The sequence below is a fragment of the Microbacterium sp. RD1 genome (genome assembly GCF_052220165.1).
In the GTDB taxonomy this organism is placed as follows: Bacteria; Actinomycetota; Actinomycetes; order Actinomycetales; family Microbacteriaceae; genus Microbacterium.
In genome coordinates, this window is sequence record NZ_JBQPOL010000003.1 from 37,820 (window position 1) to 59,457 (window position 21,638).

The following is a 21,638-nucleotide window of genomic DNA, read 5'->3' on the forward strand; positions in this document are numbered from 1 at the left end:
GCGTGGGCCCGGGAGGCTCTCCGACCGTGTGACGGCGTGCGTCAGCCGCCGTAGAGGGCGAACGATGTGACCGCGTACGCCAGGATGTTCACCCAGAACACCGCGGCGACCCCCAGCCCGGCGGCGAGGATCAGGGCGAACGCGCCGAGCGGGCGACGCCATCCGAGCCCGAAGGCGACACCGAAGGCGACCATCGGGAAGATCACGGGGAGCAGGTGCACGGACCATCCGAGGCCGTTGAGACCCAGGGGGCCCGCCGCCTGCTGGATGAGCAGATCCACCGCGCTCCACACGAGGAACGCGAAGAACAGTCCGAACAGCGCGGCCACGGTCACCGTCACCCACGTGGGGCGCGTCCGGCGCGAAGGTTGGGCGGTCATGCGAACGCCCCCGTCGCGAGAAAGGGCCACGGGACGAGCAGGACGACGCCGGCGAGAAGCCACACGAAGCGCACCCACGTGCGCGCGTGCCGGGTCAGCGCGTACACGGTGACGAACCACACCAGCGGGGCGGCCGCCGCGGCCAGCGTGATGCCGACGAGCGTGGGCGCGGGAACCGGCAGGTTTCCCTGCACGGCCTGGAGCCGCAAGCTCACGATCAGCCAGCCCACGGCGAAGAGCAGCAGCGCGGCGGCGATCATGCCGAGCGCCACCAGCGCGACATTGCCGAGGGGCGTGGGCTCGACGGCTTCGTCGGCCGCCGTCTGCGCGGCACGCGCCGCACGACTCCCCCGGCCGACCGGAGTGAACCCCTTCGGCAGCGGTTCGGAGGGCGACGACTCCGGCGTCGCGGGGCGGGCACGGCCGCCGTCGAGCGTCGGATCCTCGTCACCGTCCCACGAGAGGGCGTCGTCGTCGCGTCCGGTGCTCACTCCCCCAGCCTATGGGTCCGCACCACGCCGCCGAGAGGAGTCAGGCGGCCAGCGCCGCGAGCACGGCGTCGACGGCGGTGCGCGCATGCTCCGCACGGTCGACGGCGGCCGCACTCCCCGAGTCCTCCGCGGCCGGATGCGACGCGTCGGCGTGCGCGGCGGCGAGCTTCAGGTTCGACCGCAGATTCACCAGGGCGGCGCCGATCCCCGCCCGCAACGACTCGCCCGCGACGGCCGTGTCGGCGGCATAGGCGCGGTTGCCGACCTCGGCGATGACGCGCAGCTCGGCCGTGAGCGCGACGCCGATCTCCGCGAGGCCGGCGGAGGAGGCGGCCGCCGCTGACGCGGCAGCGGTGATCGCCGCGTCGCGGTCGGGCGTGTCTTCCCGCAACGCCGTACCCAGCGCGACCGAGCGGACGCCGTCCAGCCGGGCGGCCGAGAGCGACTCCCCACGCAGGGCCCCCACCCGCTCGGCCGCCGCGGCCGCGCGCGGCTCGTCGGGGGTGTACGCGCAGACCATGTGCAGCAGCGCCGCCGCGATCGCCATGAGCACGCCCGCGGCCGAACCGCCGCCGGGGGCGCCGGTGGGCGCCGCGAGGCGCGCGAGCCAGTCATCCAGTCCGAGTGAGGTCGGAACATCCGGGTCGGTCTGCATCCGCCCACCCTAGAACGGCCGCGAGGGGTCGCAACACGCGGCGAGCACGGCGGACCGTGCGGCGTGTCGCGACCCCTCGCAGTTGTGAAGAGGGGGTCAGCGCGCGGCGCTTCCCTCGACGTAGTCGCTGTCGGCCTGCTTCCACGCGAAGAGCGAGCGCAGCTCCTTGCCGACGGTCTCGATCGGGTGCTGCGCCTCCTTCTCGCGCAGGGCGAGGAACTCGGGAGCACCGGCGTCCTGGTCGGCGATGAAGCGCTTTGCGAACGCGCCCGATTGGATGTCGGCGAGCACGCCCTGCATGTTCTCCTTGACGCGCTCGTCGATGACGCGCGGGCCCGAGACGTAGTCGCCGTACTCCGCGGTGTCGGAGATCGACCAGCGCTGCTTGGCGATGCCGCCCTCCCACATGAGGTCGACGATGAGCTTCAGCTCGTGCAGCACCTCGAAGTAGGCGATCTCGGGCTGGTAGCCGGCTTCGGTGAGCGTCTCGAACCCGTACTGCACGAGGTGGCTCATGCCACCGCACAGCACGGCCTGCTCGCCGAAGAGGTCGGTCTCGGTCTCTTCGGTGAACGTCGTCTTGATGACGCCCGCACGCGTGCCGCCGATGGCCTTGGCGTACGACAGGGCGGTCGCCCACGCCGAACCGGACGCGTCGCGCTCGACCGCGATGATGTCGGGGATGCCGCGCCCGGCGACGAACTCACGACGCACGGTGTGGCCGGGGGCCTTGGGGGCGATGAGGATGACGTCGACGCCCTCGGGCGCGTCGATGTAGCCGAAGCGGATGTTGAACCCGTGCGCGAACGCGAGGGTCTTGCCGGGCGTCAGCTTGTCCTTGATCGAGTCGCTGTAGATTCCGCGCTGGTGCTGGTCGGGCGCCAGGATCATGATCAGGTCGGCCCACTCCGTCGCATCCGCGACCGAGAGCACCTCGAACCCGTCCTCCTGCGCCTTGGCGGTCGACTTCGAACCGTCCTTCAGCGCGATGGCCACCTGCACGCCGGAGTCGCGGAGGTTCTGCGCGTGCGCGTGGCCCTGCGAGCCGTAGCCGACGATCGCGACCTTCTTGCCCTGGATGATTGAGAGGTCGGCGTCGTCGTCGTAGAAGATCTCTGCCATGGGGTGTTCTCCTTGGTTGTGTCGTTGCGAAGTGGATGTCAGTTGCGGAGCACGCGCTCGCTGATGCTCTTGCCGCCGCGGCCGATGGCGACGAGACCCGACTGGGCGAGCTCCCGGATGCCGAAGGGCTCGACGGCGCGCAGGAACGCGTCGACCTTGCCCTTGTCGCCCGTGATCTCCACCACGAGCGCGTCCGGTGCGTAGTCGACCACGGAGGCGCGGAAGAGGTTCACGACCTCGAGGACGTGCGAGCGCGAGGCGTTGTCGGCGCGCACCTTCACGAGCATGTGCTCGCGCTGGACGGATGACGCGGGGTCGAGCTCGACGATCTTGATGACGTTGATCAGCTTGTTGAGCTGCTTCGTGACCTGCTCGAGGGGTAGATCCTCGACGTCCACCGCCACGGTGATGCGCGACAGCCCGGGGATCTCCGTGACGCCCACCGCGAGCGACGTGATGTTGAACCCGCGGCGGGCGAAGAGCCCCGCCACGCGGGTGAGCAGACCGGGTTTGTCCTCCACCAGGAGGCTCAGCACGTGACTGGGCATGTCAATCCTCCTGATCGAACGCCGGGGCGTGGTCGCGCGCGTACTGGATGAGGCTGTTGCTCTTGCCCTGCTGGACCATCGGCCACACCATGGCATCGGCGCTCACGACGAAGTCGATCACGACGGGCCGGTCGTTGGTCTCGAGCGCCGTGCGGATCGCCGCGTCGACATCCTCTTCCTTCTCCACCCGCAGCGCGAGGCAGCCGTAGGCCTCGGCGAGCTTGACGAAGTCGGGGATGCGGATGGTGCCGTGTCCGGTGTTCAGGTCGGTGTGGGAGTGCCGGCCGTCGTAGAGCAGCGTCTGCCACTGCCGGACCATCCCCAGCGAGGAGTTGTTGATGATCGCGACCTTGATCGGGATGTTGTTGATGACGCAGGTGGCGAGCTCCTGGTTGGTCATCTGGAAGCATCCGTCACCGTCGATCGCCCACACCTGGCGGTCGGGCTCGGCCACCTTCGCGCCCATGGCGGCGGGCACGGCGTAGCCCATGGTGCCCGCGCCGCCGGAGTTCAGCCACGAGTTGGGCCGCTCGTACTTGATGAACTGCGCCGCCCACATCTGGTGCTGCCCGACGCCGGCGGCATAGACGCCCTCGGGGCCGGTCAGCTCGCCGATCCGCTGGATGACGTACTGCGGCGACATCAGGCCGTCGCTGGGCGGGGTGTAGCCGAGCGGGAACTCCGCGCGCAGGCCGTCGAGGTACGACCACCAGTCGTCGAGGCTGCGCTTGCTCCCGCCGGTGACGTCGGCGTACGCCGCCTGCAGGTCGACCAGCACGTCCTTCAGGTCGCCCACGATCGGGACGTCGGCCGTGCGGATCTTGGAGATCTCGGCCGGGTCGATGTCGACATGCACCACCTGCGCATTGGGCGCGAACAGAGCGGCCTTCCCCGTGACGCGGTCATCGAAGCGGGCGCCGAGGGAGATGAGCAGATCGGCCTCCTGCAGCGAGAGCACGGCGGGTACCGTGCCGTGCATCCCGGGCATGCCGAGGTGCTGCGCGTGCGAGTCGGGGAACGCGCCGCGGGCCATGAGGGTCGTCACCACGGGCGCGCCCGTGGCCTCGGCGAAGGCCAGCAGCTCCTCGGACGCGCCGGAGCGGATGACGCCACCGCCGACGTACAGCACCGGCTTCTCGGCGTGCGCGAGCAGCTGAGCGGCGGCCTGGATCTGCTTGCCGTGCGCCTTGGTCACCGGACGGTAGCCGGGCAGGTCGATCTTGGGTGGCCACACGAACGGCGCCTGGGCCTGCTGCGCGTCCTTGGTGATGTCCACGAGCACCGGTCCGGGGCGGCCGGTGCCGGCGATCTCGAAGGCCGCGGCGATCGCGCCGGGGATCTCCTCGGCACGCTTGACCAGGATGGAGTGCTTCGTGATCGGCATGGTGATGCCGACGATGTCGGCCTCCTGGAAGGCGTCAGTTCCCATGAGGGTCGAGAACACCTGACCGGTGATGCAGACGATCGGCACGGAGTCCATGTAGGCATCGGCGATCGCGGTGACGAGGTTCGTCGCGCCAGGACCGGAGGTCGCGATGGCCACGCCCACGCGCCCGGATGCGGCGGCGTAGCCCTCCGCAGCGTGCCCGGCGCCCTGCTCGTGGCGCACGAGGATGTGGCGCACCTCGGAGGTGTCCAGGAGCGGGTCGTAGACCTCGATGATGGCACCGCCGGGCAACCCGAAGACGTCGGTGACACCGAGCATCTCGAGCGAGCGGACGACAGCCTGCGCGCCGGTGAGGATCGGCGCAGCGGAGGAGCGTGCGGGTGGCCGGGGAACGGCCGGAGCGGTTTCGGCGGGCATGGAAGGTCCTCGCAACGAGAGATGGATGACAGGGGCCGGGTCAGCCCGTGACCGCGCCTTCGGCAGCGGAGCGCACGAGCTTGGAGTACTTGGCCAGGACGCCACGGGTATAGCGCGGGGGAAGCGGTTCCCAGCCTTCTCGGCGGGAACTCAGCTCGGCCTCATCGACGAGTAGGTCGAGAGTGCGAGCCGCGATATCGACCCGTATCAGATCACCATCGCGCACGAAGGCGATAGGACCACCGTCCACCGCTTCGGGTGCTATGTGGCCGATGCACAGGCCGGTTGTGCCGCCGGAGAATCGACCGTCCGTCAAGAGTAGTACATCTTTTCCGAGCCCCGCGCCCTTGATGGCGGCGGTGATCGCGAGCATCTCGCGCATGCCGGGGCCGCCCTTGGGGCCCTCGTAACGGATCACGACGACGTCGCCGGCGGCGATCTCACCCGCCTCCAACGCGTCCATCGCGGCACGCTCGCGCTCGAACACCCGCGCGGGTCCTTCGAACACCGCCGCGTCGAATCCGGCGGTCTTCACCACGGCCCCTTCGGGGGCGACCGACCCGTGCAGGATCGTGATGCCGCCGGTGGCGTGGATCGGGTCGTCGAAGCGGTGGATGACATCGCCGTCGACGGGGTCGGGGTTGAGGTCGCGAAGGTTCTCCGCGAGCGTCTTGCCGGTGACGGTGAGCGCGTCCCCGTGCAGGAGACCCTCGTCGAGCATCGCCTTCAGGACGACGGGGATGCCGCCCTGACGGTCGACGTCGTTCATGACGTACTTGCCGAAGGGCTTCATGTCGGCCACGTGCGGCACCTTGTCACCGATGCGGTTGAAGTCGTGGAGGGACAGCTCGACCTCTGCCTCACGGGCGATCGCCAGGAGGTGGAGGACGACGTTCGTGGACCCACCGAGCGCCATCGCGAGCGCGATGGCGTTCTCGAAGGCCTCCTTGGTGAGGATGTCGCGCGTCGTGATGCCGAGGCGCAGGAGGTTCACGACAGCCTCGCCGGAGCGGTGCGCGAAGTAGTCACGGCGACGGTCGGCCGACGGCGGCGCGGCCGACCCGGGAAGGCTCAGCCCGAGGGCCTCGGCCACCGAGGCCATGGTGTTGGCGGTGTACATGCCGCCGCAGGCACCCTCGCCGGGGGCGAAGGCGCACTCGATGCGCTTGAGGTCGGCCTCGCTCATGCGACCCGCGAGGCATGCACCGACGCCCTCGAAGGAGTCGATGATCGTGATCTCCTTCTCGGTGCCGTCCGACAGCTTCACCCAGCCGGGCGCGATGGAGCCGGCGTAGAGGAAGACGCTCGACAGGTCGAGGCGCGCGGAGGCCATCAGCATGCCCGGGATCGACTTGTCGCATCCGGCCAGCAGGACCGATCCGTCGAGGCGCTCGGCCATCATGACCGTCTCGACGGAGTCGGCGATGACCTCTCGCGAGACGAGGGAGAAATGCATGCCCTCGTGCCCCATCGAGATCCCGTCCGACACCGAGATGGTCCCGAACTGCAGCGGATAACCGCCGCCGGCGTGCACGCCCTCTTTCGCGCCCTGCGCGAGCCGATCGAGGCTCAGATTGCACGGGGTGATCTCGTTCCAGCTCGACGCGATGCCGATCTGCGGTTTGTCCCAGTCCTCGTCGCCCATACCGACGCCGCGGAGCATCCCGCGCGAGGTCGTGGCTTCGATTCCGTCGGTCACCGCGCGGCTGCGCGGTTTGATGTCGATGGTGCTGTCGGGCATTCTCGCAGTCTATTGCCGCTGCGAACCCCGCAGAGCCGCGAGCAGCGCCAGCAGCTCGGCGAACGCCGCGATGTCGGCCACGGTTACGGAGGCCGACGTCTCCCCCGCGCCGACCCGGACCCCGAGGTCGCCCGTGCCCAAGCTTCGGAGGGCGTCCTCGTCGGTCGTGTCGTCGCCGGCGAAGAGCACCGCCGTGGCGTGCGTGCGCTCGCGAAGCGTCCGCACGGCGCTGTCCTTCCCCTCGTGACGGAAGGCGTACTCGACGATGTTGTGCCCGGTGCGTCGACGCCAGTGCGGGGCCTCGTCCGAGACGATCGCGTCGACCAGTCGGTGCGCTTCGGATGCCGCCGCCGCCGTGGCCTTGCGGGTGTGGACGCCGAGGCCGAACGTCTTCGGCTCGATCCACACGCCCTCCAGGCCCGCGGTGGCCTCCTCGGCGTGCCGTCGTAGCCGATCGCGGAGCGCGACGTCGGCGGGCGCGTCGTCGGGCTCGATGGCACCCGAGCCTGGCTCCCAGTACTCCGCGCCGTGCGAGCCGGCGAGCCAGAGCGAGGAGTCGTCGCGGTGCTCGGCGATCGCGCGGAGGTCGACGAGGCTGCGTCCGGAGACCAGCGCGACGACCGTCTCGGGGAGTGCGGCGAGCTCCTCGACCGCGGTGCGTGCCGCCGGCAGCATCCGCGCGTCCATGGGCTCGTTCTCCAGCGGCGCGAGCGTCCCGTCGAAATCCAGGGCGACGAGGAGCCGCGGCGTCCGCGCCAGGGGCTCGAGCGTGTCTTCGGCGACCGTCGTGCTCACGACGACACCGCCGTGGGGCCGTTGTGGAATGCGGCGAGCGCATCGAGGAAGTCCTGCGACCAGTCCTCGACGTCGTGCTCGCGCACGCGGCGCCGCAGCGCCCGCATCCGGCGTCCCTGCTCGGCGCCGGGCATCTCGATGGCGCGCATGATGGCGTCCTTCAGTCCGTCGATGTCGTGGGGGTTGATGCGGATCGCGCTGCCGAGCTCGTCGGCGGCGCCGGCGAACTCGCTCAGCACGAGGACTCCGCGGTTGTCGACGCGACTCGCGACGTACTCCTTGGCCACGAGGTTCATCCCGTCGCGCAGCGCCGTGACGAGCATGACGTCCGCGGCAAGGAAGAGCGCCACCATCTCCTCCCGCGGGTAGGCCTGATGAAGGTACCGGATGGCGGTGTGGTCCATGGTGTCGTAATCGCCGTTGATGCGGCCGACGGTCAGCTCGATCTCGTCGCGCAGCTGCACGTAGGCCTCGACGCGCTCGCGGCTCGGGCTGGCGACCTGCACCAGCGTGACGTCGTCCACCGAGATGTGGCCGTCCTCCAGCAGCTCGCCGAAGGCCTTCAGCCGGTGGCGGATGCCCTTGGTGTAGTCCAGGCGGTCCACGCCGAGAAGGATCTTCTTGGGGTTGCCGAGGCTCTCGCGGATCTCCGCGGCGCGCGCCTGGATCTCGGGCCGCTGGGCGAGTTCGATGTAGGAGTCCGCGTCGATCGAGATCGGAAACGCCTTGGCCAGCGCCATGCGCGTGCCGCCGGCGGCGTCGGGGACGGTGATGCCCGACGCCTTGGTCTCGTACCGGAGCTGTCTGCGGACGGCGCGGGCGAAGTTTCCCGCATCGGCGACCCGCTGGAATCCGATCACGTCCGCCCCGAGGAGCCCTTCGAGCACCTGGCGCCGCCACGGCAGCTGCGAATACAGGCCGTAGGCGGGGAAGGGGATGTGGTGGAAGTATCCGATGGTGACGTCCGGTCGCGCCTCGCGGAGCAGCTTCGGAACCAGTTGCAGCTGATAGTCCTGCACCCACACGATCGCGTTCGGTGCCGCCGCCTCGGCCGCCGCATCCGCGAACCGCTGATTGACGCTGACGTACGCCTCCCACCACTGACGCTTGAACCGGGGCGCGGCGATCACGTCGTGATAGAGCGGCCAGATGGTGTCGTTGGAGAAGCCTTCGTAGTAGTTCTCGACGTCTTCGGCCGACAGCGCGACCGGCACGAGGAAGGTCCCCTCGAACTCGAACGGCTCGACGTCGAGGTCGGCCTGACCCGGCCATCCGACCCACGCGCCGCTGGCTTTGCGCATGACCGGCTCGAGCGCGGTCACCAGCCCGCCGGGCGAACGACGCCAGGGCTCGCCGGAAGCGTCGGCATCCGCGACGCGGTCAACGGGGAGACGGTTGGCGACGACGACGAAATCTGCCTGAGTCACACGGTCTCCTCGCTTCGTGGGCAGAGCCAGGCTAACAGCGGAGAGGCGCGGCTCCCGGGGCGGTGCGGTGTCAAGCCCGCTCGCGCTATCCTTCCCACCGATAGCGTGGGTGCATGCGCAAGTACCTCTTCGGCACCGGGCTTCTCAGCGCGATCACCGGCGGACTGACGTTGCTGCGGAGCCTTCGCAGCAACGACCCGTTCACGTGGCGCCAGGCGCTGGCCTGGCTCAGCTGGGGCATCACCCTCGCCCTGGCGGTCGGCAGCGTCGTGGACACCCGTCGCGCCGGACGCGGACGCCTCGTCGCGACGGACTCGCCCGTCTCCGGCAAGGAGCAGAAGCTGCTGCGCGAGCGCGTCAAGCGCTGACCCGCTCACCCCGGCCACACCGCCGGCCCCGTGCGCCGGCGCGGGAGCAGGGGTGGCACACGCTCCCCGCTCCCCCGCCGCGTCACCATCCTCAGTCGTTCTGCGGGAACCCGAGGTTGATGCCGCCGTGCTTCGCCGGGTCGAGCCAGAGGCTCGTGACCGCCTTCTCGCGGGTGAAGAAGTCGAAGCCGTGCACGCCGTAGGCCTTCGCGTCACCGAAAAGGGACGCCTTCCACCCGCCGAACGAGTGGTAGGCCACCGGCACGGGGATCGGCACGTTGATGCCGATCATCCCGACCTGCACCTCGTGCTGGAACCGCCGCGCAGCGCCCCCGTCGTTCGTGAAGATCGCGGTGCCGTTTCCGAACTGTCCAGAGTTGATGAGGTCGACCCCCTCCTGGAAGGACGCGACACGAACGACCGAGAGCACCGGTCCGAAGATCTCCTCCTGATAGGCGCGCGAGCTCGTCGGCACTCGGTCGAGGAGGGTCGGGCCGAACCAGAAGCCGTCCTCGAGTCCGTCGACCGAGACGCCACGGCCGTCGACGACCACCCGCGCGCCGTCCCTCTCAGCGAGATCCACGTACCCGGACACCTTGTCGCGATGCTCTCGCGTGATGAGCGGCCCCATGTGCGGCTCGCCGTCGGGTCCGCCCGCGCCGTCGCCGATGCGGAGACCGTCGATGCGCTGTCGGATGCGCTCGATCAGCTCGTCCGCGACCGGCTCCACGGCCAGCACGACCGAGATCGCCATGCAGCGTTCGCCTGCCGCCCCGTAACCGGCGTTGACGGCGGCATCGGCGACGAGGTCGGGGTCGGCGTCGGGGAGGACGAGCATGTGATTCTTGGCCCCGCCGAGCGCCTGGACGCGCTTGCCGTTCGCGGCGGCACGCTGATAGATGTACTGCGCGATCGGCGTCGAGCCGACGAAGGAGAGTGACTGGACCTCGGGAGCGTCCAGGAGTCCGTCGACGGCCCGTTTGTCGCCCTGCAGAACGGTGAAGACGCCGTCGGGAAGTCCCGCCTCCTTCCACAGTCCGGCCATCCACAGCGCGGCGCTCGGGTCCTTCTCGCTCGGCTTGAGGATCACCGCGTTGCCGGCAGCGATGGCGATCGGGAAGAACCACATCGGCACCATGGCGGGGAAGTTGAACGGACTGATGATCCCCACGACGCCCAGTGGCTGCCGGAGGCTGTACACGTCGATGCCGGTCGAGGCGTTCTCGCTGTAGGCGCCCTTCACGAGGTGGGGGAAGCCGCAGGCGAGTTCGACGACCTCCTGGCCACGCTGTATCTCGCCCATCGCGTCGGAGAGCACTTTGCCGTGCTCGGCCGTGATGAGAGCAGCCAGCTCGGGCTTGCGTCGATTGAGCAGTTCGCGGAACGCGAACAGGACCGCCTGTCGCTTCGCCATCGAGTACCCGCTCCAAATGAGGAACCCGCGCTGAGCGGATGCGACAGCGGCGGCGATCTCGGAGTCGTCGGCGAGGGCCACGTGGCCGGTGACGGCGCCCGTGGCGGGATTGTGCACGGGAGCGGTCGGGCCATCCGGTCGCGACTGCTCTTGTCCGTCGATCCAATGGCCGATGACCGGCAGCTGCGGGTTGTCCATCGATGTTCTCCGATTCTGGGTTGAGGACGGTGCCTCGAGAGAGGCCTGGTGGTTGTGGTTCAGCGGAGCACCGAGACTCCGCCGTCGACGCGGATGATCTCGCCGGTGATCCAGCCGGCGCCCGCGCCGCAGAGGAACGCGACCGTCGAGGCGATGTCGGAGACGCCGCCCTGTCGGCCCAAGGGGATACGCGAGAGCATGCGTGACATGTACGCGGGGTCATCGCGGAGGTCGGCGTTCATCGGCGTCTCGACGGGGCCGGGCGAGACGGCGTTCACACGGATGCCGTGCGCGGCGAGCGATACCGCCGCGCCGCGAGTGAAGGACACGACGGCCCCCTTCGTCGTCGCATAGGCCGTGCTGCCGGGACCGACGTGCTCGGCAGCGACCGAGGCGACGTTGACGATGGCACCCGGGGTTCCGGCCGCGATCATCCTCCGCGCGACGGACTGGCTGAGCAGGATCGTCCCCAAGACGTTCACCCGCCACATCAGGTCCAGATCCTCTCTCGGCATGTCGGCGAAGGGGGCGCGGCGGACGACGCCCGCGGCGTTGACCAGGGCGTCGATCGCGCCAGCCTCGCGCGAGATCCGCTCGACGACGGCATCGACGGCGTCCCCGTCGGAGACGTCGACGACGTGCCCGACGACGCCCGTCGCGGGCGCCGTGTCGGCCACGCGCGGATCGAGATCCAGCCCGTGAACGCGCGCGCCGAGAGCGGCGAGGTGCGCGGCGACGCCCGCCCCTATTCCTCCCGCAGCGCCGCTGACGATGATCGTCGCGTCCGTGAACTCCATGCCGCTCCTCCTCACACCATCACCAAGGGATTGACGTTGCCGCCCGTCGCCTCCGCGATGGCGAGGGGCGCCGTCATCAGGAGGGCCGCGTTCGCGTTGCGCACGAGAGCCCCGCGCGCACGGGAGAAATCGCAGTTGTCGATCAGCACGAGACCGATCGCCCAGTTCAGCAGGTGCACGGATGCCGGCGTCTCGGAGGCGAGCTTGGCGTCGAGGAAGTCCCAGGCCACCGCTCCCACCGGCTGCTCGGCGATCCACCGGGCGCCGGATTCTCCGATGCCGGGACGCTCGGCCGCGCGCACTCCCCCTCCTGCCGCGACGAATCTGTCCCGGCCGAGGTCCAGGAGCAGGACGTCGCCCGCCTGCAGAGCCTGACCGGACGCCGCGAGCGCGCGCTCGAGGTCGTCCGCAGACACCGGGTCGGATGTGGGTACCCACGCACCGCCCTTGCTGGCGGCGAGATCGAGATAGATCCCCCGGGAGACGACGCCGGCGGCCGCTAGTGCGCCGAGGTGCGCCGGGCTCTCGTCGTCCACAGAACCGCCGCCGTACCAGAGGTCGTCCACGGTGGTGTGGGTGAGCGCGTCGATATGCGTGTTGTCGATTCCGTGTGCGTCCAGGCGCACGTGGTCGGTCGCCGTGCCGATGGCGGCGTCGGTGTAGACGCCGACCGGCTCGCGTTGATAGAAGCGCTCGATCTCGAAGGCCGGCCGCCCATCGCCCCGCACCGAGGGGCCTGCCACGAGTGGGAGGGAGAGCGAGATGACCTCACCGGAGTGAACCGCCTGCACGCCACGGATCCGGGCGTCGGCGTCGACGCGCGACAGCGTGCCGAGCTCGGGCGCGCCTCGTTCCCAGCTCTGCCGGGCGAGCGCGCGGATCCAGTCGAGATATGCGGTCACTGCGCGCTCCCGTGCGATAGCATCGGGCGCACCGATGCGTCGGTATCAATTATCAACGGTTCCTGATCGCTCATTCGAGCAGACGGCGAGAATGTCGTATGACGTCGCAGGCTGTGCACACCCGCGCACGGGGCAACCTCAAGCAGGAGGTCGCGCAGCACGTGCGCGACCTCATCCTGTCCGGTGAGCTCCGCCCGGGGCAGCGCATCGATCAGGATGCCGTCGCGACCGACCTCGGCGTCTCCCGCCTTCCCGTCCGTGAGGCGCTCATCACTCTCGAGACCGAGGGGCTCGTCGAGGCGATCGCGCGCCGCGGGGTGTACGTCGCGCAGCTCGAGCGCGACGACATCCGCGACCACTACGCCATGTACGGGCAGCTCTCCGGGATCGCGGCCGGGCGCGTCGCCACGAGCGGCGACGCCGAGCTGCTCGGCCAGCTCGAGGACATCCAGCGTCAGATGCGCGCCACGGACGACGCGCACGAGCACGACCGCCTCAACTACGCCTTCCACCAGGCCATCAACCGCGGTGGCGCCAGCCGGCGGCTGCGTTCCGTGCTTCGTCTGCTGTCCCAGAACATGCCCAGCGCGTTCTTCGCGCAACCGGTGGAGTGGGAGTGGAAGGAAACCGCCATCGCCGAGCACGACGAGATCCTCGCGGCCCTTCGCGCAGGAGACGGCGACGCGGCGTCGGCCGGACTGGTGAAGCACTTCCGCACGACGGGGGATCAGGCGGTGCGCGTGCTCGAGCGACAGGGCTTCTGGGACACCGAAGCGGCGTCCGCGGACGAGTGAGTGGGCGCGGCGGCGCTCACTCATCGGCGCTCGTGAGCGCGGCCGACCGGCACAGCACCATCACCGTGATGATTCCGCTCTGCACGACCTCGTCGCGTTGATTGAGAAGTTCCAGACGGCGGCGGACCACGCCCCGGTCCCCGCGGCTGGTCAGGCGCAGATCCTCGATCGTGAGACGAAGACGGACCGTGTCTCCGATGAACACCGGCGAGACGAACCGCCACGATTCGATCTCGAGCATCGCCGCCATCGATTCGCGGAAGACCCCGATGCGGTCCAAGAGCCCCGTCGCCATCGACAGGCCGAGCACGCCGTAGGCCACCCTCTGGCCGTACATCGATGACTGAGCGGCGTGCGCGTCCAGATGGATCTGATTGAAATCGCCGCTCAGCCCGGCGAAGTTGACCACGTCGGCCTCGGTGACCGTGCGTCCCGTGCTGAGGAAGGTGTCGCCCGGGGAGAGGTCCTCGAAGAAGAGAGACCGGAGCGCCGGTGCGATGTTGCCCGTCATGACGTGCTCCGCATGTTCAGAATGACCGTGTCCCACGCCTCGGTGACCAGCTCGCCGGTCTCGGCCACATGCACGGTGATCGCCATGTCCATGTGCAGGCGTCCGCGTCGCTCCTCCTTGGCGATCACTTCGCCGCGCGCCTCCAGCTCGGCGCCCACCGGCACCGGGCGGTGATGGCGCGTCCGGAACCGGTAGTGGATCCGCGCATCGGGTCCGCTGCCGCCGGGGCAATTGTGCTGGTACAGCCGGATCTTGTCGATGTGCGCGAGCGTCGGCGGTGCGAGCTGTGCGCCCTCGTCCGTCGCCGAATGGAAGCGCTCGTCGAACTCGTCCATGCCGTGGCAGTACTCGCGCACCACGAACGGGGTCATCACGTAGCGGACGGGCTCGAGCCGGTCACCGACCTCGAGATCGCTCGTATATCTTCCCAACGTCATGCTGCCGCCCCCATCCGGACGCTCCCGCGTCCGACCGTGCACTTCTTGCCAGGGCCGACCTCGCACCACAGCTCGAGTTCGACCCGATCACCGTCGATCTCCGTCACGCGCCCGTAGGCGGTGACGATCTCGTCCTCGTACACCGGCCGGATGAACTTCGTATCCAGCTCCCCCGAGAACAGGTAGTCCATTCCGAATCGGCGGTACAGCAGACTCGAGAGGTAGTTCGTCGAGAGCATGCCGTCGGCGATGATCCCCGGCAGGCCCTGATTGCGGGCGAAGTCGTCGTCGGAGTGGATCGTCGGCTCGGCCACGACGAAGGTGCCGTCGGCGCGCGCGGTGGTCTCCAGCGCATCGCAGTACCACCGCATCCGCTCGCGCGTCATCTTCTTGGCGCCCAGGCTGAAGATCTCGCCCTGCACCGGCGGCGCGCTCGAAAGGTCGGACATGCTACATATGCCTTCCCCCGGTCACCTCGAGGAGGCAGCCGGTCATGTAGGAGGAGAGGTCGCTGGCGAGAAAGAGGGCGACGTCGGCGACGTCTCCGGGTTCGCCGATGCGGCCGAGGGGCACGCTGGCGACGGACTCAGCGAGGACGGCCTGGTCCATCTGCTCCGTCATCGCCGTGCGGATGAGGCCCGGGGCGATGGCGTTGACGCGGATCCCGTAGCGGGCGACCTCTTTGGCCGTCGCCTTCGTCAAGCCGACCATTCCGGCCTTCGCGGTCGAGTAGTTCGTCTGCCCGGGGTTTCCGACCTTGCCCGCGATCGACGACATGTTGATGATCGACCCCCGCGATCCCGTGTCGCGCATGCTGGCCACCGCCGCCCGCGTGCACAGCCACGCACCCTGCAGGTGCACGTCCAAGACGAGCCGGAAATCGTCGAGCGACATCTTTCGCAGCACCGAGTCGCGGGTGACCCCGGCGTTGTTGCAGAGGACGTCGACTCCCCCGAACTCCGCTCCGGCGTGCGCGAACAGGGCGTCCACGGCGGCCTCGTCCGTGACATCCACCGCGAAGAACGAGGCTTCGGCGCCGCCTTCCCGCAGCGCGTTCACGCGCTGGCGCGCGAGGTCGGCGCGAAGGTCGGCGACCACGATCCGCGCCCCCTCGCTCGCGAAGCGTTGTGCCATGGCCCATCCGAGCCCGTCGGCGGCGCCCGTGATGACGGCGGTGCGTCCTTCCAGCATGGGGGCGCTCATTTTCCCGTGTAGCGCGGCTCGCGCCCCTCGAGGAAGGCGGCGCGCGCCTCCGCGGCGTCCTCGCTCTGCGCGAGCGCGTACGTCTGCGTCTGCTCGTACCGGTAACCGTCGCGAAGGGTCATTCCTTCGACCGCGGTGAAGGTCGCTTTGGCGCGCCGAACCACGAGCGGGCTCTTGCGCGCGATCTCGGCGGCGATCGCGCGGGCGGTGTCCAGGAGTTGTCCCGGAGCGACGACCTCGTCGATGACGCCGATGCGGTACATCTCGGCGGCGTCGATGCGACGACCCGTGAAGAAGAGCAGACGCGACCGTGAGCGCGAGAAGTGCTGACGCAAGAACTGCACTCCCCCGAGCAGCCCGCGATCGATCTCGGGCATCTGGACCCATGCGTCCTCCGACGCGATCAGGATGTCGCACATGGCGGCGAGGGCGTACCCCGCGCCGATGGCCGGACCGTTGAGAGCGGCGATCACGGGCTTTTCGCAGTCGGCGGGAGCGTAGAAGCTCTCCCGGGTGACGCGGTTGTGCGCCAGGTAGACGTCCGGTGCCTCGGTGAGCGCGCCGCGCTCCTTGATGTCGGCCCCGGCAGAGAAGACGGCGCCCCTCCCGGTCAGGATCACCGCGCGGACGGCGTCGTCGGCGCTGGCGGCATCGAAGGCGCGGACGAGCTCCTCGCGCATCTGGAAGTTCTGGGCGTTGACCTTCGGCCGGTTCATGGCGATGGTCAGCACGCCCTCTTCGAGCGCCAGCTCAAGAGTGTGATAGCTCATACGATCCCTTACGTGATATTTGATACATTATCAGCAATTGAGCCACGCTCTTCACTCGAGAACGCGAATCGGCTCCCCACCACGCCACGCTCTGATGTCTTCGACCACATCGGCGAACCACACGCGGAAGGCGGAGTCGGTGACGTAACCGAGGTGAGGCGTCAGGATGACGTCGCTGCGCCCGCGCAGGAACGAGTCGCGTCCGAGGGGCTCCTCGTCGAAGACGTCCAGCGCCGCGCCCGCTATCGAACCCGCCTCCAGCGCGGCTCGCAGCGCGCCGGTGTCGACGATGCCCGCGCGCGACGAGTTGACCAGCCACGCGTCCGCGCGCATACGGGCGAAATCGGCGGCGCCGACGGTGCGCGCGGTGGTCGCCGTCAGCGGGAGGTGGAGCGACAGGAAATGCGCCGACTCGACCACCTCGTCGCGGCGAACCGCGCGCGCGCCGTACTCCGCGGCGCGCGCGGCATTGAGGGTGGGCGTCCACGCGACGACCTCCATGCCGAAGGCCGCCCCGACGCGGGCCACGGTGCCCCCGACGCGCCCGAGTCCCAGCAATCCGAGGGTGCGACCGTGGAGGGCCGTCCCGACCGAGCTGGGCCAGCCCTCCGCCATTGCGGGGAAGACGCGATCGAGCCGCCGCGCCGCGGCGAGGATCAGAGCCCACGTCAGTTCTGCCGCGCTGCCGGGATGTGATCGGGTGCCGCACACCGTGATGCCGTGGGCCGCGCACGCCGCGAGATCGATGGCGGCATTCGCGGCCCCCGTCGTGATGAGGAGGCGGAGGTCGGGCAAACGGGAGATCAACGCCGCATCCCATCGCGTCCGCTCCCGCATGGCGACGACCACGTCGGCGCCGGCCAGGCGATCGGCGAGGCGGGCTGCATCCAGGTGCTCCCCGATCGCCTCTACCGAGACGTCCGAGCCGAGGTCGCCCCATTCCGTCGCGGACAGCGCGGCGTGCTCCCAGTCGTCGGTGACGATCACGCGCATGTCAGACCTCGGGGTAGATCGCGGAGTCGAAAGTGCGCCTCGGCCTGGACCACGAAAGTGGCGCGGGGGAACAGCGACAGGTTCGAACAGTGGTCGTAGTGCAGGTGCGAGAGGACCACGTGCTCGAGGTCGCTCGCCTCGACCCCGACCGAGCGCAGAGCCGTCTCGATGCGCTGATCGGTCGACTGCGTCCACGGCGAGTGAAGACCACGATCGCCCGACTGGTCGCCGGGGCCTGTGTCGACGAGGACCGTGGCGACATCGCTCTTGAGGACGAATCCGATCGACGGCGCCGAGAACTTCTCGCCGAAGCCTCGCATGTACGTGAAGGCCGACTGCTCGAGGGCAGGGAACTCCCCGAAACACACCGGTTCGATGGTCCACAGGACCTCATCAGCGCTCAACGTCTTCTCCTTCGTTCCATCCGGCCCGCAGCGTGCGCGTCCAGGTTTGCACGGGGGTGTCCGCATCCAGCTCGCGATACTCCGCGACGAGGTCTGCACCGCGGCCTTCTCGGCCCCGTTCGAACAGCCGCGCGGCCTTGGCGTCGAGCATGTCGGGGGTGGGAGGGAGCTCAGGGTCACCGGGCGACAGCAGGCCGTCGGCGCGCAGCAGCTTCCCGTTGCTCAGCCGTACCGTCATAGCCAGCGGGCGCCCCTCCACGGGGTAGCCGGCGTCCATCGATGGATCGTGGATCACGCGCACGCGCGCTGCGACGTCGCGCAGCGCGTCCAAGGCGGCGTCGTCGACGGACTCCTCGGTGAACACCCCGGTCGTCAAGGCGGCCGCGACCGTGAAGGGGATGCTGAAGCGCGCAGCGAGCGCGTTGCGCGCGTCCGTCCGATCCAGTGACGCGGCGGCTCGGAAAGTCCGTACCTCCACGTCAGCGATGCGGTCGGCGTCGATCGCCCCTGCCGAACCGGTGATCTCCAGAGCCGCGCCGATGGCGGTGTGAGTGTGGCCGCAGGCCGCCCAGAACTTGATGTAGCCCGTGTCGATCGCCAGCGGGGCGAAGGCACCGTGTCGGATGCCCTGCGTGAGGAGGGCCGGGTCAGGAGCGGCGCCGGCGTGCTCGAGGAGGAAGTCCACCAGCGCGCCCTCCACCGCCTCTGCTCCGGCGGCGGAGGCCGCTCCGGCCATCAGGCCGGTGTGGGCCCCCGTCGCCGCCCAGAGGTGGTGCATGCCCGCCCCCTCGGCCGCGGCGCGGCGATCGTGCATCCCCGCGACGCCCGCGGCGATGTCGATCGCCCGGCCGATCGCCGCCGCATCCGCGTCGGCGTACAACCACGCGGCCGTGACCGCAGCACCGACGGCACCCCAATTGCCGTGCGGGTGGATGTGCGCTCGCGTGCCTCCCATTGCGACGCCCACCCGCGCCGCGACCTCGTAACCCGCTGCCACTGCCGTCAACACATCGGCGAGCGACCGGTCGAGCTGCTCTCCGACTGCCAGCGCGACGGGCACGACATGGATCGCCGGGTGCCCGCGCGAGACGCGATACCCCTCGTCCAGCTGCAGCACGGTCGGAAGCGTCGCATTGAAGAACACCGCGTCAGCGACCGCGCCCGGGCGGGCTGATCCGAAGACCGTCGCAGGGCCGTCAGTGCCACCGAGCACGTTCCGCCAGCGCGGGTGCAGCGTGCTGCGAAGCCCTCCGACCATGCCTGCGACCGTGTCGAGGAACACGACGCGGGCGCGATCGCGCGAGGCCTCCGACATGGCGGCCCACCTCATCCCGGCCGCCGCACCGGCGAGCTCGGCGACGACGGGTGCGCTCACGCGGAGCCGATCGCGAGGAACCGTTCGCGGATCGACGGGTCGGCCGCGAACTCCGCCGCCGTGCCGCTGTAGACGAGTCGCCCGGTCTCGAGGACCAGCACCTGCTGCGCGATGCTCTGCACGAAGGCGAGGTTCTGTTCGGCCAGGAGGATCGACATGCCGAAGCGGCCGGGGAGGTCGGCGACCGCTCGCTGCAGCTCCTCGACGATCACGGGCGCGAGTCCCTCGGTGGGCTCGTCGAGCAGCAGCAGGCGGGGCCGCGCCACGATGGCACGCGCGATCGCGACAGCCTGCTGCTCGCCGCCGGACAGCGCCGATCCCCGGCGGTCGATCAGCCGCTTCATGATCGGCAGGATCTCGAGCACCTCGTCGAACTCGACCGGCTCCCGATCCTTCGCCCGCGCCGACTTCTGCGCGAGAAGCAGGTTCTCCCTCACGGTGAGGGTCGGGAAGATGCGTCGATCGTCGGGCACCCAGCCCACGCCGCGGCGCGCGATCCGGTCGCTCGTCCCCTTCGCCGGCTCGCCGAGCACATCGATCTCGCCGGTGCGGCGCACCAGGATGTTCATGGCCGCGCGCATCGTGGTCGTCTTCCCGGCGCCGTTGCGACCGAGGAGCGCGACGGTCTCCCCCGCGCCGACGGTCAACTGCATCCCGAACAACGCCTGCGCAGGTCCGTAGAAGGCGTTCACATCGCGGAAGGCCAGCGCGGTCGTCATACGTCTTCTCCCAGATAGAGTTGCCGCGCCTGCGGGCTGGAGCGCACGGTTTCGGGGTCGCCGTCCAGAACAGTCCGCCCCTCGGCCATGAGGAGCACCCTCGTGGCCACGGCCAGGAGCACGTGCATGTCGTGGCCCGTCATGACGATCGCCAGATCAGCGTCCTGCCGCTTGATCTCGTGGATGAGATCGACGGTGATGTCGCAGTCCTCGTTCGACATGCCGGCGGTCGGCTCGTCCAGTAACAGCAGCACGGGGTCCTGCGCGATCGCCATCGCGAGCTCGAGACGCTTGCGGTCTCCCTGCGGCAGATCCGCGGCCGCCCGGCGGGCGACGGCTGTCAGGCGCAGTCGCTCCATCGCCGAATCGAGGTCGTCCCGGCGACGCCGAACCGAGCGGTCGAACGAGTCGAACAGACGGTTGTACCAGCCGTCCTTCGCCGCCAGCGCCAGCGCGATGTTCTCCTCCACCGTGCGGCTGGGGAAGAACCGCGCTACCTGAAAGGTGCGGCTGAGGCCTGCCCGGGCGAGTCTGCTCGCCCGCCAGTTCGTGACGTACTCCCCCCGGAACCGGATGGTGCCCGCGCTGGCGCGGTGTTCCCCCGCCACGACCCCGAACATCGTCGACTTGCCCGCTCCGTTGGGCCCGATCACAGCGAGCGTCTCACCGGGGGTCACGGAGAAGGAGATGTCCGACACCGCGGGGACGCCGTCGTACGACTTGCCGATCCCCTGCACCTCGAGCAGTGCTGCACTCACGACGAACGCTCCTTCCGTGCCGACCCGCGTACGCGTGCACCGTGCACCCACCCCTGCACCTGCTTGGGGAGACCGGCGATGCCGCCCCGGAACACCATGACCACCGCGAGGAGGATGAGTCCGATGAACAGCGACGAGTAGCTGATCCCGCGGAAGAGCTGGGTCTCGAGGACCAGCAGCACCCCGGCGCCGATGACCGGCCCCCAGAAGCTCGCCGTGCCGCCGATGAGACACATGATGAGCACGTTCCCCGACGTGAGCCAGTGAAGGCTCTCGCTGGTGACGATGCCTTGCTGCTGGGTGAGGAGCGCTCCGGCGATCGCGGAGAAGAACCCGGCGAGGACGAACACCATGACGCGCACCCGCTTCAGCGGGATCCCGAGCGCGTCCGCCCGGAGGGGGTCGTCGTGCACAGCGAGCACACTGCGTCCGAAGGACGAGCGGTAGATCGCCTTGATGGCGAGCAGGCACACTCCCACGACGACGACCACGTAGATCCAGAAGTTCTCGGGCCGAGCGAGGCGCAGGCCGAAGAGCTCGCCCGAGGGCACGCCGGCGATTCCGTCGTCACCGCCGAGGAAGCCGAACGAGAAGAGCAGCTGGTAGAGAATCTGGCCGAACACCAGGGTGAGCATCGTCAGGGCGATTCCGTTCACCCGGATGGTGAGGGCCGAGAAGAACGCGGCGAGGACGGCGCCGACGATGCCGGCCAGCAGCAGCAGAAGCAGCGGGTTGAGCTCGATCTCGCGCATCAGAGCGACGAAGTACGCGCCGGCACCGAAGTACGCCGCCGACCCGAACGTGACGATGCCCAGCCATCCGACGAGCATGTTGGTGGCCAGCGCGTAGAGGGCGTAGATCGCGATCGTGCCGGCCAGGAACTGGATGTTGCCACGCGTCAACGCGATGACGACACCCAGGATGGCCACGACGAGGATCACGTCGAAGCGTCCGGCGATGGACTGGATCCGCGCCGCCGGCGAAGGGCGGTCGACGGATTTGATGAGCGTGGTCGTGTTCGTGTTGACCATG

Annotated in this window: 25 protein-coding genes; 2 read left to right on the top strand and 23 right to left on the bottom strand. The window is 69.5% G+C overall.

The features are described from left to right. Positions 1-41: 41 nt before the first annotated feature. The 9 genes from ACTU3I_RS14645 to otsA form a co-directional block, all read right to left on the bottom strand. On the bottom strand, positions 42-380 hold the full coding sequence (locus tag ACTU3I_RS14645; RefSeq protein WP_442926450.1) for a bacitracin resistance protein: 339 nt from the start codon (positions 378-380) through the stop codon (positions 42-44). Beyond that, entirely contained in the window at positions 377-871 is a 495-nt protein-coding gene (locus ACTU3I_RS14650; protein WP_442926451.1) for a DNA polymerase III subunit gamma/tau, read from the bottom strand. The genes ACTU3I_RS14645 and ACTU3I_RS14650 overlap by 4 nt, the downstream gene beginning before the upstream one ends. 40 nt (positions 872-911) lie before the next feature. Then, the gene (locus ACTU3I_RS14655; protein WP_442926452.1) at positions 912-1,526 is read right to left on the bottom strand and encodes a cyclodeaminase/cyclohydrolase family protein; all 615 of its coding nucleotides are present in this window, start codon (positions 1,524-1,526) and stop codon (positions 912-914) included. 96 nt (positions 1,527-1,622) lie between these two features. Then, on the bottom strand, positions 1,623-2,648 hold the full coding sequence (gene ilvC / locus ACTU3I_RS14660; protein ID WP_442926453.1) for a ketol-acid reductoisomerase: 1,026 nt from the start codon (positions 2,646-2,648) through the stop codon (positions 1,623-1,625). Positions 2,649-2,686: 38 nt separating this feature from the next. Continuing rightward, positions 2,687-3,196 carry an acetolactate synthase small subunit gene (ilvN, locus tag ACTU3I_RS14665; RefSeq protein ID WP_442926454.1) on the bottom strand — a complete coding sequence of 170 codons (510 nt, stop codon included), beginning with the start codon at positions 3,194-3,196 and terminating at the stop codon, positions 2,687-2,689. A 1-nt stretch (position 3,197) separates the two neighbouring features. Further along, positions 3,198-5,000: an acetolactate synthase large subunit gene (locus ACTU3I_RS14670; RefSeq protein ID WP_442926455.1), complete on the bottom strand. Its 1,803-nt coding sequence runs from the start codon at positions 4,998-5,000 to the stop codon at positions 3,198-3,200. Between the two features lie 40 nt (positions 5,001-5,040). Continuing rightward, on the bottom strand, positions 5,041-6,741 hold the full coding sequence (gene ilvD, locus ACTU3I_RS14675) for a dihydroxy-acid dehydratase (protein ID WP_442926456.1): 1,701 nt from the start codon (positions 6,739-6,741) through the stop codon (positions 5,041-5,043). 9 nt (positions 6,742-6,750) lie between these two features. After that, positions 6,751-7,536, bottom strand: coding sequence for a trehalose-phosphatase (gene otsB / locus ACTU3I_RS14680; RefSeq protein WP_442926457.1), 786 nt, complete (start codon positions 7,534-7,536; stop codon positions 6,751-6,753). Next, positions 7,533-8,963, bottom strand: coding sequence for an alpha,alpha-trehalose-phosphate synthase (UDP-forming) (gene otsA / locus ACTU3I_RS14685; RefSeq protein WP_442926458.1), 1,431 nt, complete (start codon positions 8,961-8,963; stop codon positions 7,533-7,535). The genes otsB and otsA overlap by 4 nt, the downstream gene beginning before the upstream one ends. Before the next feature lie 113 nt (positions 8,964-9,076). Here otsA and ACTU3I_RS14690 point away from each other — a divergent pair, with 113 nt between their 5' ends. Further along, entirely contained in the window at positions 9,077-9,331 is a 255-nt protein-coding gene (locus ACTU3I_RS14690) for a hypothetical protein (protein ID WP_442926459.1), read from the top strand. A 91-nt stretch (positions 9,332-9,422) separates the two neighbouring features. Here the strand turns inward: ACTU3I_RS14690 and ACTU3I_RS14695 are convergent, their stop codons facing one another. Genes ACTU3I_RS14695 through ACTU3I_RS14705 form a run of 3 tightly spaced genes read right to left on the bottom strand, consistent with a single transcriptional unit; the run spans position 9,423 to position 12,642 of the window. After that, entirely contained in the window at positions 9,423-10,943 is a 1,521-nt protein-coding gene (locus ACTU3I_RS14695; RefSeq protein ID WP_442926460.1) for a CoA-acylating methylmalonate-semialdehyde dehydrogenase, read from the bottom strand. A gap of 59 nt (positions 10,944-11,002) precedes the next feature. Next, the gene (locus tag ACTU3I_RS14700; protein ID WP_442926461.1) at positions 11,003-11,740 is read right to left on the bottom strand and encodes an SDR family NAD(P)-dependent oxidoreductase; all 738 of its coding nucleotides are present in this window, start codon (positions 11,738-11,740) and stop codon (positions 11,003-11,005) included. 11 nt (positions 11,741-11,751) lie between these two features. After that, entirely contained in the window at positions 11,752-12,642 is an 891-nt protein-coding gene (locus ACTU3I_RS14705; RefSeq protein ID WP_442926462.1) for a cyclase family protein, read from the bottom strand. Between the two features lie 98 nt (positions 12,643-12,740). On the opposite strand from ACTU3I_RS14705, the gene ACTU3I_RS14710 reads away from it, so the two are divergent. Then, a complete protein-coding gene (locus tag ACTU3I_RS14710) occupies positions 12,741-13,436 on the top strand; it encodes a GntR family transcriptional regulator (RefSeq protein ID WP_442926463.1) in 696 nt (231 codons plus the stop codon). Between the two features lie 16 nt (positions 13,437-13,452). Here the strand turns inward: ACTU3I_RS14710 and ACTU3I_RS14715 are convergent, their stop codons facing one another. From ACTU3I_RS14715 to ACTU3I_RS14765, 11 genes are read right to left on the bottom strand one after another with little or no spacing between them, the layout of a single operon-like run. Continuing rightward, positions 13,453-13,947 carry a MaoC/PaaZ C-terminal domain-containing protein gene (locus tag ACTU3I_RS14715; RefSeq protein ID WP_442926464.1) on the bottom strand — a complete coding sequence of 165 codons (495 nt, stop codon included), beginning with the start codon at positions 13,945-13,947 and terminating at the stop codon, positions 13,453-13,455. Next, on the bottom strand, positions 13,944-14,384 hold the full coding sequence (locus tag ACTU3I_RS14720; RefSeq protein ID WP_442926465.1) for a hypothetical protein: 441 nt from the start codon (positions 14,382-14,384) through the stop codon (positions 13,944-13,946). Before ACTU3I_RS14720 ends, ACTU3I_RS14715 begins: the two co-directional genes overlap by 4 nt. Further along, positions 14,381-14,833, bottom strand: coding sequence for a MaoC family dehydratase (locus ACTU3I_RS14725; protein ID WP_442926466.1), 453 nt, complete (start codon positions 14,831-14,833; stop codon positions 14,381-14,383). Before ACTU3I_RS14725 ends, ACTU3I_RS14720 begins: the two co-directional genes overlap by 4 nt. Position 14,834: 1 nt before the next feature. Beyond that, positions 14,835-15,587 carry a 3-oxoacyl-ACP reductase FabG gene (gene fabG / locus ACTU3I_RS14730; RefSeq protein WP_442926467.1) on the bottom strand — a complete coding sequence of 251 codons (753 nt, stop codon included), beginning with the start codon at positions 15,585-15,587 and terminating at the stop codon, positions 14,835-14,837. Beyond that, positions 15,584-16,357: an enoyl-CoA hydratase/isomerase family protein gene (locus ACTU3I_RS14735; RefSeq protein ID WP_442926468.1), complete on the bottom strand. Its 774-nt coding sequence runs from the start codon at positions 16,355-16,357 to the stop codon at positions 15,584-15,586. Before ACTU3I_RS14735 ends, fabG begins: the two co-directional genes overlap by 4 nt. A gap of 51 nt (positions 16,358-16,408) precedes the next feature. Continuing rightward, positions 16,409-17,350, bottom strand: coding sequence for an NAD(P)-dependent oxidoreductase (locus ACTU3I_RS14740; protein ID WP_442926469.1), 942 nt, complete (start codon positions 17,348-17,350; stop codon positions 16,409-16,411). Next, positions 17,341-17,754, bottom strand: a complete 414-nt coding sequence (locus ACTU3I_RS14745; RefSeq protein ID WP_442926470.1) for an MBL fold metallo-hydrolase — start codon at positions 17,752-17,754, stop codon at positions 17,341-17,343. Before ACTU3I_RS14745 ends, ACTU3I_RS14740 begins: the two co-directional genes overlap by 10 nt. Then, positions 17,744-19,129 (bottom strand): MmgE/PrpD family protein, encoded by a 1,386-nt coding sequence (locus tag ACTU3I_RS14750; RefSeq protein WP_442926471.1) that lies wholly within the window; start codon positions 19,127-19,129, stop codon positions 17,744-17,746. Before ACTU3I_RS14750 ends, ACTU3I_RS14745 begins: the two co-directional genes overlap by 11 nt. Beyond that, complete coding sequence (locus ACTU3I_RS14755; RefSeq protein ID WP_442926472.1) at positions 19,126-19,848, bottom strand: ABC transporter ATP-binding protein; 723 nt, start codon at positions 19,846-19,848, stop codon at positions 19,126-19,128. The genes ACTU3I_RS14750 and ACTU3I_RS14755 overlap by 4 nt, the downstream gene beginning before the upstream one ends. Then, positions 19,845-20,606, bottom strand: coding sequence for an ABC transporter ATP-binding protein (locus ACTU3I_RS14760; protein WP_442926473.1), 762 nt, complete (start codon positions 20,604-20,606; stop codon positions 19,845-19,847). Before ACTU3I_RS14760 ends, ACTU3I_RS14755 begins: the two co-directional genes overlap by 4 nt. Next, a complete protein-coding gene (locus tag ACTU3I_RS14765; RefSeq protein WP_442926474.1) occupies positions 20,603-21,637 on the bottom strand; it encodes a branched-chain amino acid ABC transporter permease in 1,035 nt (344 codons plus the stop codon). The genes ACTU3I_RS14760 and ACTU3I_RS14765 overlap by 4 nt, the downstream gene beginning before the upstream one ends. Position 21,638 lies beyond the last annotated feature (1 nt).